This is a genomic window from Veillonella rogosae JCM 15642 (assembly GCF_002959775.1).
Taxonomy (GTDB): Bacteria; Bacillota; Negativicutes; order Veillonellales; family Veillonellaceae; genus Veillonella; species Veillonella rogosae.
Genome location: NZ_PPCX01000012.1, coordinates 98695 through 115010 on the forward strand (window position 1 = coordinate 98695; position 16316 = coordinate 115010).

At 39.8% G+C, this 16316-nt stretch carries 13 protein-coding genes; all 13 read right to left on the bottom strand.

What is annotated here, in order from left to right; translation table 11 throughout:
* Positions 1-8: 8 nt before the first annotated feature.
* The 13 genes from clpP to ygeW all read right to left on the bottom strand — a co-directional run bounded on the left by clpP (position 9) and on the right by ygeW (position 16287).
* The gene (gene clpP, locus VRHSUH09_RS09005) at positions 9-602 is read right to left on the bottom strand and encodes an ATP-dependent Clp endopeptidase proteolytic subunit ClpP (protein ID WP_105081976.1); all 594 of its coding nucleotides are present in this window, start codon (positions 600-602) and stop codon (positions 9-11) included.
* Between the two features lie 36 nt (positions 603-638).
* Positions 639-1943 (bottom strand): trigger factor, encoded by a 1305-nt coding sequence (gene tig / locus VRHSUH09_RS09010; RefSeq protein ID WP_105081977.1) that lies wholly within the window; start codon positions 1941-1943, stop codon positions 639-641.
* A gap of 163 nt (positions 1944-2106) precedes the next feature.
* Entirely contained in the window at positions 2107-2562 is a 456-nt protein-coding gene (locus VRHSUH09_RS09015; RefSeq protein ID WP_054746850.1) for a CBS domain-containing protein, read from the bottom strand.
* A gap of 177 nt (positions 2563-2739) precedes the next feature.
* The gene (rlmH, locus tag VRHSUH09_RS09020; protein ID WP_105081978.1) at positions 2740-3219 is read right to left on the bottom strand and encodes a 23S rRNA (pseudouridine(1915)-N(3))-methyltransferase RlmH; all 480 of its coding nucleotides are present in this window, start codon (positions 3217-3219) and stop codon (positions 2740-2742) included.
* Between the two features lie 3 nt (positions 3220-3222).
* Positions 3223-4029: an MBL fold metallo-hydrolase gene (locus VRHSUH09_RS09025; RefSeq protein WP_054746852.1), complete on the bottom strand. Its 807-nt coding sequence runs from the start codon at positions 4027-4029 to the stop codon at positions 3223-3225.
* A 109-nt stretch (positions 4030-4138) separates the two neighbouring features.
* On the bottom strand, positions 4139-5326 hold the full coding sequence (locus VRHSUH09_RS09030) for a RuBisCO large subunit C-terminal-like domain-containing protein (RefSeq protein ID WP_105081979.1): 1188 nt from the start codon (positions 5324-5326) through the stop codon (positions 4139-4141).
* Between the two features lie 204 nt (positions 5327-5530).
* Positions 5531-6916 (bottom strand): nucleobase:cation symporter-2 family protein, encoded by a 1386-nt coding sequence (locus VRHSUH09_RS09035; protein ID WP_105081980.1) that lies wholly within the window; start codon positions 6914-6916, stop codon positions 5531-5533.
* 149 nt (positions 6917-7065) lie between these two features.
* On the bottom strand, positions 7066-9615 hold the full coding sequence (gene xdh, locus VRHSUH09_RS09040) for a selenium-dependent xanthine dehydrogenase (protein ID WP_105081981.1): 2550 nt from the start codon (positions 9613-9615) through the stop codon (positions 7066-7068).
* A 17-nt stretch (positions 9616-9632) separates the two neighbouring features.
* Positions 9633-10982, bottom strand: a complete 1350-nt coding sequence (hydA, locus tag VRHSUH09_RS09045; RefSeq protein WP_105081982.1) for a dihydropyrimidinase — start codon at positions 10980-10982, stop codon at positions 9633-9635.
* The gene (locus VRHSUH09_RS09050; protein ID WP_105081983.1) at positions 10979-12670 is read right to left on the bottom strand and encodes a selenate reductase; all 1692 of its coding nucleotides are present in this window, start codon (positions 12668-12670) and stop codon (positions 10979-10981) included. Before VRHSUH09_RS09050 ends, hydA begins: the two co-directional genes overlap by 4 nt.
* A 28-nt stretch (positions 12671-12698) precedes the next feature.
* Entirely contained in the window at positions 12699-14027 is a 1329-nt protein-coding gene (gene ssnA / locus VRHSUH09_RS09055; protein ID WP_105081984.1) for a putative aminohydrolase SsnA, read from the bottom strand.
* A 54-nt stretch (positions 14028-14081) separates the two neighbouring features.
* The gene (arcC, locus tag VRHSUH09_RS09060; RefSeq protein WP_054746859.1) at positions 14082-15017 is read right to left on the bottom strand and encodes a carbamate kinase; all 936 of its coding nucleotides are present in this window, start codon (positions 15015-15017) and stop codon (positions 14082-14084) included.
* Positions 15018-15093: 76 nt separating this feature from the next.
* Positions 15094-16287, bottom strand: coding sequence for a knotted carbamoyltransferase YgeW (gene ygeW / locus VRHSUH09_RS09065; protein WP_009350980.1), 1194 nt, complete (start codon positions 16285-16287; stop codon positions 15094-15096).
* Positions 16288-16316: the final 29 nt, after the last annotated feature.

Consider the following 16316-nt stretch of genomic DNA (forward strand, 5'->3'; position numbering starts at 1 on the left):
CGCCTCCATTACTTGCCTTCTACAGGTTCTCTAGTGAGCACCTCATCGATTAAGCCGTATTCAACGGCATCCTGAGCACTCATGAAGTTATCGCGATCTGTATCGCGAGCTACTACTTCAATATCTTGTCCACTGCGAGAAGCTAAGATACCATTTAATTCTTCACGCATGCGAAGAATCTCACGGGCATGGATTTCAATTTCAGATGCTTGCCCTTGTACACCACCTAATGGTTGGTGAATCATAACGCGTGCATGAGGTAACGCATAACGTTTGCCTTTAGTACCTGCTGTTAAAAGCACAGCACCCATGCTCGCTGCAGAGCCTACACAAATGGTAGACACATCTGGTTTGATATATTGCATCGTATCATAAATAGCCATACCGGCAGTTACAACACCGCCGGGGCTATTAATGTACAAATGAATATCCTTGTCAGGATCCTCTGCTTCTAGGAATAGCATTTGCGCAATAATCGCATTAGCCACATTATCATCGATAGGACCACCGAGGAAGATAATGCGATCCTTTAACAAGCGAGAGTATATATCATAGGAACGCTCGCCGCGTTCACTTTGTTCAACTACGATTGGTACATACATATATTCACCTTTTCATGTACCTAGTTGAGCAAACTATTATTCAGCTGCTTCAGCACCTTTTGCATTATCAATAATGAATCGAGCTGCTTTTTTGCGAGCTACAGAGCCTGCCAACATAGCTACACGACCTTCTTTTGCAATAATATCCCAAACTTCTTTAGGATCTGCCCCAAAGTTTTGAGCCATAATGAAGATTTCACGGTTCATGTCGTCAGGAGTTACTTCGATACCTTCAGCAGTTGCGATAGCATCTAATACTAAATCAGCGCGTACGTTTTCAGCTGCGGAATCTTTGTATTCAGAACGTAAATCTTCGATAGTTTTATTGGAGAATTTTAAGTAATCATCAAGTTTCAAGCCACGACCTTCCATGTTCATAGCCAATTCTTGAATCATTTGTTCTACACGATCTTCAATCATTACTTCTGGAATTTCAACAGTTGCGTTTTTAACAGCTGTTTGAATCAAATCAGCATTGTAAGTATCGATTGCGCGGCGGGAAGCTTCTTCTTCCATTTTAGCGCGAAGATCTTTTTTCAATTCTTCAATAGTTTCGTAAGAGCTTGCTTCTTTTGCGAACTCGTCGTTCAATTCAGGCAATTCTTTACGTTTAATGTCATGGATGTGAGTTTTGAATTCTGCTTCTTTACCAGCAAGTTCTGCTACGAAGTAGTCTTCAGGGAATGTTACTTTTACAGTTACATCATCGCCAGCTTTAGCACCGATCAATTGATCTTCAAAGCCAGGAATGAAGCTACCGGAACCGATTTGTAATGGGTAGGATTTACCTTCACCACCATCGAATGGTTTACCGTCAACGGAACCAGCGAAGTCGATTACTGCAAAGTCGTCTTTTTGAATTGTAGCGCCTTCTTCAGCAACAACCATTTTCGCTTGTTGTTCACGAATGTTGTTCAATTGTTCTTCGATTTGTTCATCAGTTACTGTAGCGTCTTGTTTTTCAGCTTCTAAGCCTTTGTAATCGCCAAGTTTAACTTCAGGGCGTTTAGTTACAGTAGCTTTAAAGATTAAATCTTTACCTTCTTCGAATTGTTCGCGTTCGATTTCTGGATCAGATACAGGAACGATATCATTTTCACGAAGAGCAGCAGTGTAGTTTTGGCTAGCCAATACTTCGAATGCTTCTTCCATGATAGCTTCTTTGCCGAAGTTCATTTCCAAAATACGGCGAGGTGCATGGCCTTTACGGAAGCCAGGGATGTTTACTTGACCTGCAATGCGTTTTACAGCTTGTTTAATGCCTTTATCTACTTCAGCTGCAGGTACTTCAATAGTTAACGTTACTACGTGTTGATCAACAGGATTTACAGTTGCTTTCATTTAAAATATGTCCTCCTCAAAGGGCAATACGCCCAAATTTCTGTAGTATATTATGCACTCCTAATAATAACATAAATGCAAGGTCAATGCAATTCTTCTCAATTTACACTAAAAGACCACCCCAAAACGGGTGGTCTTTATACGTTTTACATAATTATGCTAATTAGTTATCTTTAGCGATCAATTTGATGATGTCTCGACGAGATAAGATGCCAACCAAATGGTAATCTTTATCTACAACAGGAACATTTTTCAAATGTTGGTCTAACATAACAGATACAATTTCTTCTACCTCTTTATCTGGTGTAGTCGTAATTACTTCATCAGTCATTAACTCATGAACATGAGATGCCAACAATTTTTTGAACTTTGCATTGTATTCGCCAATGCCATTGTAATAAATACTAGCGCCTAAAACATTTACGTAATGAGGTACATGAGGGCGCACTTTTTTATAAAGTAAATCACCTTCAGAAATAATACCTAATAATTTATTATTGTCATCCACTACGGATACAGCAGTTAAATTGTACTTAACTAATAAATCAGCTACATCAGAAATTGGTGCATCTTTACCAACAGTAACAGGGTATTTATTCATTACTTCTTGAATTTTCATAGTGAATTCCTCCTCACCAAATATATATGGCCTTATTATACTATTCGACATAGCATAATAAAACTCCTTTTTTTGTGAACTGATTATATAAATAATTTATAAGTCTATCCCTAGTGTATAAGTTATAGTAACTATTATTCACTAAACTACTAGAATTAAATTAATAAACTATTAAACTCACCAATGATATGGTTCATTTCGATTAATTTTTGACGCTCGATAGATTTGCTCCACCAATAGTAATCGCACCATTTGGTGAGTAAAGGTCATAGGGCTAAAGGATAATTTAAAATTTACCGACTGGCGCAATGCTTCACTAACACCAAAAGCTCCGCCAATGATAAAAGCCATATCGCTAACGCCATCAACCTCTAGCTTTGCTACAGTCTTAGCTAAATCTTCAGAAGACATCGTTTTACCGTACACATCAAGTAAAACCGTATAGGCATTTTTAGGAACTACTTTTAGTAATCGTTCCCCCTCATCATCTACTACTTGCTTACGATCCGCATCACTTGGTTTATCTCCAATTTTACTTTCATTTAGTTCTGTAATCGTAATGCCCCCGTATGGTCGCATTCGTTTTACAAACTCCGCAACGCCATCACGCAAATAAGCATCTTTTAGCTTGCCAATACAAACTACATAAAATCTCATATTTTACCTCTTTACGGATTTCATAGATACAATTTCATTAGGTTGTCCATGTTGCAATTTCATTTCAGGTCCAATGCGAACACCACCATCAACAAGCATTTTTCCAATCGTTTGGGTAACAAGGACCGCGTTATTATTATTCTCAGAACGGTGGGCCAAAATAACTTGCATAAAGTCAGGTCGATTCATCATGAGCAACGCTTGTGCGGCCATCTCATTACTTAGATGACCTTCATCACTAGCGACCCGTTGTTTCAAAAACGGTTGATATGGACCAAAGCGCAGCATATGAGGGTCATAATTAGCTTCTAGCACTAACAAGGTCGTATCATCCATGCGGTGCAAGATACTATCGGAAATCACACCTGTATCGGTAACGATAGTAGCCTTATCTTTTCCTGCAAAAACATTGATTCCAATAGGGTCTGCCGCATCATGACTCACTGCAAAGGGTTCCACAATGAGATTTCCCAATGTTAAACTACCTTTCGTCAGTTCAATTAATTGATTCTTTGGTACGATTAACTTATTTTGAATCTCACGCCACGTTCCTTGCTTTGTATACACAGGAATATCAAAACGTTTCAACAGTTGCTGTAGCCCAGCTATATGATCACTATGTTCATGACTGATAAATATACCCTCTACCTGTGCCATATCGATATGTAATTCTTTTAAACCATTGACGATTCGTCGACAACTAATGCCTACATCGTGCAATATGACGGAGTTTCCTTTTTTTATTACTGTACAATTGCCCTTGCTACCACTAGCAATGACATGGACCTCCAACGGTGAGGATTCACTCATCAAAACACTCCATATACTTAATCATAATTCTTTACATATTCTTGTGAAAGTCAGTGACTTACTTATTCGATATAACTATTGTATTAAGTTATATAACCGTAAACTATCATTACTTGCTTTCAGATAAGTCAGACAAACGCTCTACAAAATAAGCCATATTAGATTCGATATCTGGACCTCTACGGAACATATCGCCTCCAACGAGGAACATTGTATCATTGCCATATAACTTAACTAGTTCATTAAGACGAGCATCGGTTACACCACCACCTGGAGCTGGGCAAGCGGCTTTCATCAATGCCATGGGTTGTTTAATATAATTCGAAATTCTCTTGCATTGCTCCTCTGTGAAAGTAAAACGTCCACCATAAGAAACAAAGATAGGCATATCGGCTCCAAAGATACGAGGTAACAAGCCTAGTTGTAGATAATCTGCCACACCAGACGTACCAGGGCTCACAAAGCCACCAGAGTAAGCTGGATGATGAATAATTGGCAGACCTAGTTTCTTATCGGTAGCCAATTTATGAAGCCACCCAAAACCTACAAGACCTGACGCCACCATGAGGGCCGTAGCACCAGCCTCTTTAGCAAAATAAGCACGCTCAATTACATCTGTACCATCTCCAGATACATTGGCTGCATATAAAGTATGTGTACCATGAGCAGCATTCATTTCCTGCACCATAGCAGCACATCGTTTTACTCGATCTTTATATTGAGAAAAAGACTGATTGGAGATGCCGTGGTCATCCTTAATCACATCTGCCCCACCGCGTGTATAAGCACCACACATACGAGCTAACTCTTCATTAGGTGTTCCCATAGGTTTTACAACAGCTTGAATCATAGGTCGTGCCGTTGTATGTACTAATTCACGAATACCTTGCAAACCAAACTGAGGTCCGTTAAACACATCATAAAGAGTTTGACATAATTCTACATCTACCACCCAGATATGAGGTTGTAAGGACGAGTTTCCAAAGACAACATTCAAAAATTGTGTCGCTTCTAAAGCTGTAGTATCTACAAGATACGAAATACGAGCTACATAGTAACGAGATACATCGATTACAGCATTTGGCATAATGCCAACATTGGCATATGCAGAACCTTGCTCTATAGGCTCAAGAGATTCTAATCGACCAGTGACGGTCTCTTTGATATATGGGTCAGTAACAAACTCATAAGGGAATTCTATGGTTTGTTCTACTTGAACAGCCCAAGCAATGGCTTTTGCTTCTTCATATGAACTTGCTTCTATTCGATACGTAACTATAAATCGCTCGTCTTTCATAATGCTTCTCCTTTGCAATAATATTATTTAATTATATACCAAAGTAGTACACGATTCCATACAAAAAAGGACTCACTCTAAATCCAGAGTGAGCCCTTTTAAAATCGAAAACATGTATATAGATGTTTTACCTATACAAACAAGGTTTCTATTGTGAAATACAATACATGTAATCGTATGAGAATAAACTCGTTTAACTATATATTATTGATAGAAATGTTTAGGGTAGCCTTTGAATCGTGTGAAGTGACGGTATTTACGTGTTGCACGATTAGGTTCGTTAACAGTTTTGTAACCAAAGCCGTTGAATACAACGTTTAGAAGAACGGCAATGATACTACCAGCTGTGATACCAGATTTCAAAAGAATTTGAGCCCAATCTGGGAAATGAGCGTAGAAGTTAGGCGCAGCTAGAGGAATCATGGATACACCAATACTGATTGCTACTAACATCAAGTTGTAGTTACCATCAAAGCTAACTTTACCAAGGGAACGGATACCGCTGGCAATAATCATACCAAACATTGCGATACCTGCACCGCCTAAAACGGCATTTGGGATACAAGCTACGATAGCAGCTAATTTAGGGAAAAGACCTAATAAAATAAGAATAACACCAGATGCTGCTACAACGAAGCGGCTCTTAACACGTGTTACAGCGATAAGACCAACGTTTTGAGCGAACGCTGTGTAAGGGAAGCTGTTAAGAATACCACCGATTAAAGTAGATAAGCCATCAGCACGAAGTACTGCAGCCAACTCTTTTTGACCGATAGGTTTATCAACGATTTCGCCTACTGCGATACTGTCACCAGTTGTTTCAACCATAACTACGAGCATTACAATAATCATAGAAATCATAGAAGCAAAGTCAAAGGTTGGAAGACCAAAATAGAACGGTGTTACAATGGATACCCATTGAGAACGACCTACTTCGGAGAAGTCAGTAACACCACAAAGCATAGCAAGGGCTGTACCAAGGATAAGACCTACTAAGATTGCTAGATTACCAATAAATCCTTTACCAAATCGATAGGTTATAATAACAATAATAAATGTAGCTACACCAAGAGCAATGTTAAGCAGATCCCCAAAGTGTGGACTGCCTGCACCGCCGCCCATCCATTTAACTGCTACTGGCATCAAGTTGATACCAATAATAGTAATGATAGTGCCTGTTACTACAGGTGGGAATAGACGAATTAAACGACTAAAGAATGGAGCCACAAGGAATGTAAAGAGACCGGCTACGATAATCGCACCGTAGATAGTTGTAATATCATGCTGCTGACCAATCATAATCATTGGACCTACAGAAGCAAATGTTACACCTTGAATAAGAGGAATACGACCACCGATAGGACCAAAGCCTAATGTTTGAATCAATGTAGCAACACCACATGTGAACAAGTCGGCCGTAATCAAACGAATTAAGTCTTCAATAGGTAAGTTCATCGCTTGTGCGATGATGATTGGTACCGCTACTGCACCTGCGTACATAGCTAGTACGTGCTGTAAGCCATAAGCAAACAATTGCGGGATTGGCAGCATACCATCTACATGGTCGACGCCAGATATAGCTTTACTCATAAGAATCACCTCATATCTTACGTTTTAGTTACTAGTAAAATAATATAGTCATACTATCGTACATGATAGAGTTTAGAGAAATCTCATCGACTTCACGTGAGAACCTTGATAGCTAGGGGCCTAAGGCCCCTACCCATTAAGCAAATATTCTATTTTTTATAACCGGTATGTTGAATTGGCAAAGATCTACGTGGTTCTCCGTCAATACGACGATACGCATTTGCAATAGCTGGTGCAATTGGAATACTGGAAATTTCACCAATACCTTTAGCGCCGTATGCATATTGTTCTGGTGTCCCCTTTTCAATCAAATTTACATGAATTGGTGGACATTGTGTCGCTCTAAGAAGACCTAGAGTACCATATTTAGCTGTTACATAGCCATCTTTATAAGGGAAGTCTTCTGTTACAGCAAAGCCCATACCCATGATAGCGCCGCCTTCAGCTTGACCAGCACAAGATTGTGGGTTAACTACGCGACCTACGTCGTATGCTACATGTAAATCAGCAATTTTATTATCTTCACCAATTGTTGCTACACAAGCACCGTAACCATAGGCAACGTGGTTTTTTGGATGTGGTTTATCAGAGTTGAATGGATCTGTTTCACCAAGGAACTCTTCATAAATTTCTACGCCATTCAGTTCTTCTAATGTCTTAGTTTCTAACATTTCTTTCAAGCGAAGACTTGCTTTGCGAGTTGCTTCACCAGTGAATACTGTTTGACGAGATGCAGTAGTTGTACCAGAGTCTGGTGTACGTACTGTATCAGGGCGTTCTACAAATACTTTGTCAGCTGTCAAACCAGTTGTTTCACAAAGAACTTGGGTAGCCATAGTAGCCATACCTTGACCGATACAAGCTGCGCCAGTACGGATGCGAACTTTACCGTCACGTACTTCTAAGATAATGCGGCCAGTATCAGGTAAACCTACACCGATACCACTGTTTTTCAAACATACTGCAAGACCTGTACGGTCAGATGCATAGTATGCATCTTTTACTGCTTCCAAACATTCTGCTAATGCAGTTTCTTCGGAGCAAATTTGGCCATTTGGTAAGGAGTCACCAGGGCGAACAACGTTTTTATAACGGAATTCCCAAGGATCCATACCTACCAATGCAGCTAATTCATCAATATTTTGTTCTTGACCAAAGATAGTTTGTGTTACGCCGAACCCGCGGAACGCACCACCAGGAACAGTATTTGTGTAAACACAAACCCCATCAAAGGCAAAGTTATCAAATTTGTAAGGACCACAAGAGTGTGTACCTGCACGTTGAAGTACAGGACCACCTAAGGATGCATATGCACCACAGTTAGATACGATGTTTACCTTACTTGCTACCAAGTTACCTTCTGCGTCACAAGCAGTAGTAATATCCATTTCCATCGCATGGCGCTTAGGGTGAATATTAAGACTTTCTTGACGAGAGAATAGAACCTTAGTTGGTTTACCTGTAAGCCAAGCTACAAGAGATGCATGATGCTGTACACTCATGTCCTCTTTACCACCAAAGCCGCCACCTACGAGCATGCTATGAACTTTTACGGATTCCTCAGGAATGCCAAGCATACGAGATACTTCGTGGCGATCATCGTAAACGTTTTGACTACCGGAATGTAAATGAATTACATCGCCTTCACGATATGCTACAGCACATTCAGGCTCCATGAACGCATGGTCTGTTTGAGGTGTAGAATAGTGATTTGTAACAACAAATGCAGCCTCTGCAATAGCCTTATCTACATCGCCACGAGATAATGTTTGACGAGACAATACATTTCCATTTGGATGTAATTGAGGCGCATCTGGTTTCAATGCTTCTAATGGATCTACTACAGGCTCTAACTCTGTATAATCAACTTCAACGAGAGCAAGAACTTCGTCCAAGTATTTTTTCTCTGTAGTTGCTACGAGTGCAATTGCATCACCTACATAACGAGTGATATCGCCTTCTGCAATGAGCACATCCCAGTCTGCCACTAAGTGACCAGTTTTATTGAATGGAACATCTTTTGCAGTTAAAGCCGTTACACATTTAGGATGTGCAAGTGCTTTAGAAACATCAACGCGATCAACTCTAGCGCGAGGATATTTAGAGCGCAATGCTTTAGCATAAATCATGCCGTCCATATGGATATCATCAGCGTATTGTCCAGTACCTAGTGCTTTTTCCTCCGCGTCTACACGGTGTAAACGAGCACCTACATTACCAGTTGTATCCTTTTCAGGAACTGGTAAGTTCTCACGGAACATTTTTGCTGCTAGCATAATGCCTTCTTCGATTTTCACATAGCCTGTACAACGACAAATATTACCTAAAATAGCTTTTTTAACATCATCAGCTGTAGGATTATTATTTTCGTCAATCAACGCTTTTGCACTAATAATCATACCAGGGATACAGAAGCCACATTGCACTGCTCCGCATTCACCAAAAGCATAGGTGTATACTGCTTTTTCCCACTCAGTTAGGCCCTCAATCGTTACAACTGATTTACCATCCAATTGGGATAATTTACTTACACAAGCCTTAGCTTTTTTTCCGTCTATAATTACTGTACACGTACCACAAGCACCCGCACTACAACCTTCTTTAGTGCCCGTTAATTTCAAATCAGCTCGCAAGAAATCAATTAAACGCTGATCCTCTTGAACCTCATGTTGGGTGCCATTCACTTGAAAGCGGTACATATATAGCCCTCCTTTCATTAAGGAATACATTCACCAAGATATGATTCTGTTAAGGATCCATCTTGTACCACATGGTGACCTCTAAGGATTACATCGCGAACCTTACCGGTTACGGATATCCCCTCATAAGGTATATAGTCAGCCTTTGTATGGGCAGACTCTTTTGAAAGAACATGTTCTACGCTCTTATCAACAATTGTAATATCCCCATCACTACCTACAGCTAATGTCCCCTTCTTAGGATACATGCCATATAGTTTCGCGGGATTTTCACTAACTAGTTTCATAAAATCTACGGCACTCATATTGCATTGGTTTACCAATACATCATAAGCGACGATACCCCGCTCCTCAGCGCCTGGAATGCCGCCTGGAATACGGGTAAAGTCATGACGACTTTTTAGTTTTTGACCCTCAAAATTGAAGCTACAGTGATCGGAGCCAATAGTTTGGAATGTTCCATTTACTAAGGCTTCCTTTAATGTCATTTGATCTACTTTAGTTCTAAGAGGTGGACTCATCACATATTTAGCGCCTTCATAGTTAGGCAAGCTATATCGTGATTCATCAAGTACCAAATATTGTGGACAGGTTTCACAAGTTACAGTATGACCTAATGCGCGTTCTCGAAGGATTTCTTCTACCCCTTCTTTAGAACTTACATGCACAACATGTACTGGATACTCTAGAGAAGCGCCGATTGTACTAAATCGTTTAATTGATTCGGATTCAATCATAGCTGGTCTCGTAAGAGGATGATTACTTATATCTAATTCACCGCGCTTACGCTTATCAGCTACGAGTGCATCGATGAGATCACCATTTTCACAGTGAGCTCCTACAAGTGCGCCTGTTGGTTTGATAGCTTCAATAGCGTCATAAATCTCACGGTCCGTTAAACGGAAGCCATAAGCTAAATATACCTTAAAGGATGATACACCAGCTTCAACTACTTTTGGGATTTCACCGGCCACAGTATCATTCATTTCTACAAGTTCCATATGGAATTTGTAGTCACAGGAGCAATGCCCTGCGGCACGCTCCTTATGAACCTCTAAGCCTTTACAAAGGGAGCCTTCCTCAGGAGAAGCAAAATTGATAATTGAAGTAGTCCCGCCAAGGATAGCAGCCTTTGTGCCACTATCAAAATCATCCGCAGTAGATGCTAAAGCATTAGTCATTTGGAAGTGTGTATGAGGATCTATAAATCCTGGGAATACATAGCAACCTTTTGCATCAATTACTTTAGCTCCTTCTGGAACAGGAACGTGTTCATCGATGGCGACAATTTTGTCGCCATCAATTAATAAATCTCCGGTAAGGATTCGATCAGTTAAGACCAATTCCCCTTGTTGTATGATAATCATGATACATAGTACACATGCTCTTTACAGAAGGCATGTACAACTCCTTTCAATTCTTCAGGTAATGCATCAATGTCACATACGGCTTCTTCACCTTTGAAGCGGTAACCACAGCTAGTGCCTGTGATGTAGAAACCATCATTTGTACTATCTGCTAAAGCTTCAGCATTGTGGAAGAATGTAATGCGATCCTTGTATGGTTGACAAGGTTCTACGCAATGACATGCACAGTTACCACACTCATTACAGCTTTGATCTACATGGACGATCAATTTAGCATCATTTACAGTAACGACTTCATTACATCTATTAGGACATACGCGAACGCAAGCACCACACACTACGCGGCAGTGGTAGTCAGAGCTACGTGTACCAGGGAAGGATGGCATTGCTTCACGTTTTTTCTTCATTGCATCGCTTTTCTTGAATATTTTATTTTCAGCGATGTCTTTAGCAAGTTCTGCAATAAGTTCTTTATGAACTTTTAATGCAGCATTGTAATCAGTAGATTCAACTTCATCTGCCAAGCTTTTGAAAGTATTATAACCTTCGCCTTGTAGAAGAATTGTACATACTGTTACAGGCCAGATACCACAATCAAAGATAGCTTTGATATTTTGTTTTACAGCACCACCGCTGTAAGACATTGGTAAGCGTTCACCGAATTGAGCACTGAGAAGCTCAGCTACACCAATTGTTACAGGTAACAAGGATTTACCAGACATGTACATTTGCTCACCTGGCAATTCATTGTTATGAATTTGTACAGGGAATGTATTTGTCAATTTAACGCCAAAGATTTTGTTGTGTTTTTCACCAAGAGCGATAAGACGTTCTAACATTGGAACAGCTTTATCGAATTGAAGGTCAACTTCGAATTGATGATCTTCAAAGTCAATGTATTCAAAGCCAGCATTATCTAATAACTCTCTAATGCGTTTTGGACCTAACAATGTAGGGTTGCATTTCAAGTATAAGTGAAGGCCTTTTTCACTGATGAGGTAAGAACAAATGGATTCGATTTCTTCAGCTGGGCAACCGTGCATTGTGGACAATGTGATTGCTTGGCAAAGTTCATCGCTAATGGAGTTGATGAAATCAGCATCGATATGTTCAAATTCATTTACATGGTCAAGACACCATTGTTTACATTCATCCCACATAGGAGATTGAGATGCACTGCGCATTGTGTTGATAAATTTATCAACCATTGGGCTCTTAATACCAGCTAAGTTGTAACCAACACTCATGATGAATAAGAAGCCATCTGGATCGCCTAAGCCTAATTCTTTAGAGATTAATTTTAATGCGAACCAAGCTTTGATGTATTCATCAGCAGCTTCATCACAGCTATATTCGGAAGACCATTCTACGTTGTATGTTTCGTCTACAGAGTAGATACAAGGTCTAGGAATACCTAATTCTTCACCGTACATAATTTGTACAGTTTTTAATTCGATGCAACGAGCACCAGCTACATAAGATGCCACAATGTTTTGTGCCAACTGTGTATTAGGGCCAGCTGCAGGACCTACAGGGTTTTCAATGGATTTACCAAAGATAGATAAGCGTTGTTCATGATTAGTACGATGAATTTTATTTACATTGTAAATACGATTGTACATCTTGTACTCAGTCATAATGTGGTTCATCAAATTTCCGAAACTTACCGGATACATAATGTCACTCATAATGTCACACTCCTTTAAAGCGCTTGCGTTATGGGTTTAGTCGTTTCCATAAACCTTTAGATGTTGCTAAAACTTCGTTCATTACTTCAGCTTTGTCGATGCCTTGTAACTTACGATCGATCATACGTGGTACACCATCACTAATAGTTGTCACCACATACATACCATTAGCACCGAATAATAAGTGACCATTGATGTTATTTTCATCAAGTGGCGTTGGTGCTGCGTAATCAAGAACGATTACGTCAGCTGCGGCACCTTTTTTAAGGATGCCAACTGTAGTATCGAAGAATTCATTCGCCATTTTGCGGTTGTTTTCAAATAGCATATGAGGAACTTCACCCCAGCCTACATATGGTTTATGTTGCTCATGTTTTACAAGGCAGTTTGCTACTTTGTAAGATTCGAGCATGTCATTTGTGTAACCATCTGTACCTAGACCAACTGTGATACCTGCACCTAATAGTTTCAAGATATCTGTTGTGCCTAATGCATTACCCATGTTACTTTCTGGGTTGTGTACAACCTTAGCTTGAGATTCTTTCAATAATTCTACATCTTGGTCTGTTACGTGTACGCAGTGACCTGCAATACTCTTAGGACCTAAAATGCCAGACTCTACAAGGCGTCTAACAGGTGTCATGCCATATTTTTCTTTACTATCTGCCACATCTTCAGGGCCTTCTGCAACATGAACATGATAACCTAATTTATCTTCATTGTGAGCTTTAACATAATCTAATGTTTCAGGGCTTAGCGTAAAGGATGCATGTAAGCCCATCATAGCAGCAAGTCTTGATGGATCTTGTTTTGCTTCTTTACCAAAGCGTACGTTTTCTGCAACAGCAGCTTTCATTTGATCTACGCCGTTGCGGTCAGATACTTCGTAGCATAAACAAGAACGAACGCCGAACTGTTTGGCTACATCAGCAATAACAGATAAGCTGTTATGAACTTCACCATAAGAAGCATGGTGGTCAAAAATAGTAGTTACACCATTTTCGATACAGCCTAAATACGTAAGTAATGCGCTTGCTTTTACATCAGGAGCTGTCAATTTATTATCTAAGTAGAACCAAAGTCTTTCCAAGATTTCACCGAAGTTAGTCGGTGCTGGACCTGGTAACGATAAGCCTCGTGCAAGAGCGGAGTAAATATGATGATGTGCATTGATAAAACCAGGCATAATCAAGCCGCCATGAGCGTCAATGATTTCTGCATTTGCATAAGTTTTACATAATTCATCATATGTACCAATATCAACAATTTGAGTCCCGTCGATAGCAACAGCACCATCATAAATGATAGGTCTATCAGCGTCGCGAGTAATAACAGTACCTTTCCCTAAAATAATCATGTGGGCACCTCCTCAACAAAACGTTGAAATGCATACTTATAAATCTATATATTATTATAATACGATACGTGTACCTGTTTTTCCTGCTATACCATCTTTAGATTTTTCTAATAATGTGATAATCGCAACACGGCCTTTTTGAGATTCAGCAAATGCAACAGCTGCTTCTACTTTAGGTTTCATAGAACCTTCGCCAAATTCGCCTGCAGCGATATACTCTTTAGCTTTTTCAACAGAGATTTCGTCTAACCATTGTTCTTTTTCGGTGCCAAAGTTAATAGCAACTTTTTCAACAGCAGTTAAGATAACGAGCACATCTGCATCAATTTGTTGTGCCAATAAGCTACTAGTCCAGTCTTTGTCGATAACGGCTGCTGCACCATGAAGTTCATTACCTTCTCTAGTTACAGGGATACCACCGCCACCACAAGCAACAATCAATTGTTTACCAACTAAACCTTTAATAGCTTCTAACTCGATGATTTCTTTAGGTGCAGGAGATGCTACCACACGACGATAGCCACGACCAGAATCTTCTTTTACAACGTAATCATAGTTCTTTTCTGCGTATTCAGCTTCTTCCTTAGTCATAAAGTGACCGATTGGTTTTGTAGGATTTTTGAAAGCTGGATCATTTTTATCAACAAGTACTTGCGTAACCATTGTCATGGTTGGCAAATGTTCAATACCACGATTTAACAACTCTTCGTGAAGGGCATTTTGTAAATCATACCCGATATATGCTTGGCTCATAGCCACACATACGGACAATGGTGTATTTGGTTGGCTTTCTACTTCACGTGTCAATGCAGCCATCGCATTGTTGATCATACCAATTTGAGGGCCATTGCCATGAGTTACAACTACATCGCAATCAGCTTCAACTAAGTCAACGATAGTTTTTGCTGTGCTTTTTACAGCAATTTTTTGTTCTGGAAGGGAATTACCTAACGCATTCCCGCCTAACGCTACTACAACTCTTTTTCTCATGTTATTCCTCATAACAAATTACAAACAATTAAGAATAAAAAGGAGCCATCAACACGGATGGCCCCTAAACTTTACTTTACGGTTGAACGCGGTCAGTTCCCTTCCGTTCTAATTCTTTTAAAGTTTCTACAGGATTTTTGAATTTACTTAAGAAGATCATAGCTGCAATAACATATGGTTTGTAGCTTGCTTCTTTGTAAAGAGGTACGCGGTAGCGATCGAATACTGTTGCGTCTACTTCGCCTTCTTCACAACTTACACCTGTAATATCTGCTGGCAAGCAATGTAAGTAAAGAGCTTTGCCGTCTTTAGTGAGACTCATCATCTCTTCAGTACAAGCCCAATCTTTATGTTTACCATTTTCTTCAAGAAGAACTTTTTCTAATGCTTTAATGCCTTCATGGTCGTTATCGCCATACAATTTAGTACGTTTTTCCATAGCGCCGAATGGTGCCCAGCTCTTAGGATATACGATATCAGCATCTTTGAAAGCATCTTTCATGTCGTTAGTTTTACGGAAGGAGCCTCCACAAGCCTCAGCTTGTTTTTTAGCGATTTCTTCAACTTCTGGCATTACTTCATAGCCTTCTGGATGAGCTAATACAACTTCCATGCCAAGACGAGTGAACAAACCGATAGCACCTTGAGGTACGGATAAAGGTTTACCATAAGATGGGGAGTATGCCCAAGTCATAGCAAGTTTTTTACCTTTAAGATTTTCAACACCGCCGAACTCTTTGATGATATGAGCTGCGTCAGCCATGATTTGTGTAGGATGGTCGATATCACATTGTAAGTTTACAAGTGTAGGGCGTTGTTCTAATACGCCATCTTCATGACCTTCTTTAACTGCATCGGATACTTCATGCATGTAAGCATTACCTTTACCAATGTACATGTCATCGCGAATACCGATAACGTCAGCCATGAAGGAGATCATGTTAGCTGTTTCACGAACTGTTTCGCCGTGAGCAATTTGGGATTTACCTTCATCTAAGTCTTGAACTTCTAAACCTAAAAGGTTACAAGCGGAAGCAAAGGAGAAGCGAGTTCTTGTGGAATTATCACGGAATAAAGAAATGCCAAGGCCGCTGTCAAATACTTTAGTGGAGATATTGCGTTCTCTAAGAGCACGTAATGCATCAGCTACTGCCCAAACACCTTGTAATTCGTCATCAGATTTTTCCCAAGTTAAGAAGAAATCTTCGCCGTACATTTTGCTAACGTCTAAGTTTTGTAAAGTTTCAATACTTTTATTGAAGTCTGTCATCTGTAAGTCCTCTCTTTCAATTCCCTAAA